At 49.2% G+C, this 496-nt stretch carries 1 pseudogene; it reads left to right on the top strand.

The features are described 5' to 3' along the window. Positions 1–431, top strand: a pseudogene (locus A3750_RS03590) (SDR family NAD(P)-dependent oxidoreductase); the annotation flags it as partial. Positions 432–496: the final 65 nt, after the last annotated feature.

Raw genomic sequence — 496 nt, 5'->3', positions numbered from 1 at the left:
AGCAAAGTAATTTGGCGCATACGGTCGTGCGCTTTAGCGGCATATATGGTGCTGAGAGGCTAAGAATGGTTCGTCAGGTATTGGCAAGAGAGCCTGTGCTGAGCGGCAGTGAGCGTTTGAGTAATCGTATTCACGAAGATGATGCGGTTGGTTTTCTGGTCTTCTTAATTCAAAAAGTGCTCGCGAGGCAGGATGTCGAAGCTCTGTACATTGCTAGTGACTCAGCGCCGGTGGATTTAAACGAGGTTTATCGATTCATAGCGCGTCAACTGGGTATCGATGCAACCTTCATAGAGGCGGGAGCCGAACCCGTTCGAAGAACCGGTAATAAACGCCTATCGAACAAGCGTATGTTGAATACAGGCTATGGCCTTCAATATCCTGATTATCGCCAAGGTTATGCAGAGATGTGCGCGCGAATTAGCGGTTAAAGGAATTCAGTCGGCTCAGAAAGGAGGGCGCGCTGTTGTCAGCGCGCCGAAAAAACGAACAGATT

The sequence above is a fragment of the Oleiphilus sp. HI0079 genome (assembly GCF_001635105.1).
The sequence above is the reverse complement of the archived record's forward strand: the minus strand, read 5'-3'. Positions and strand labels throughout refer to the sequence as shown.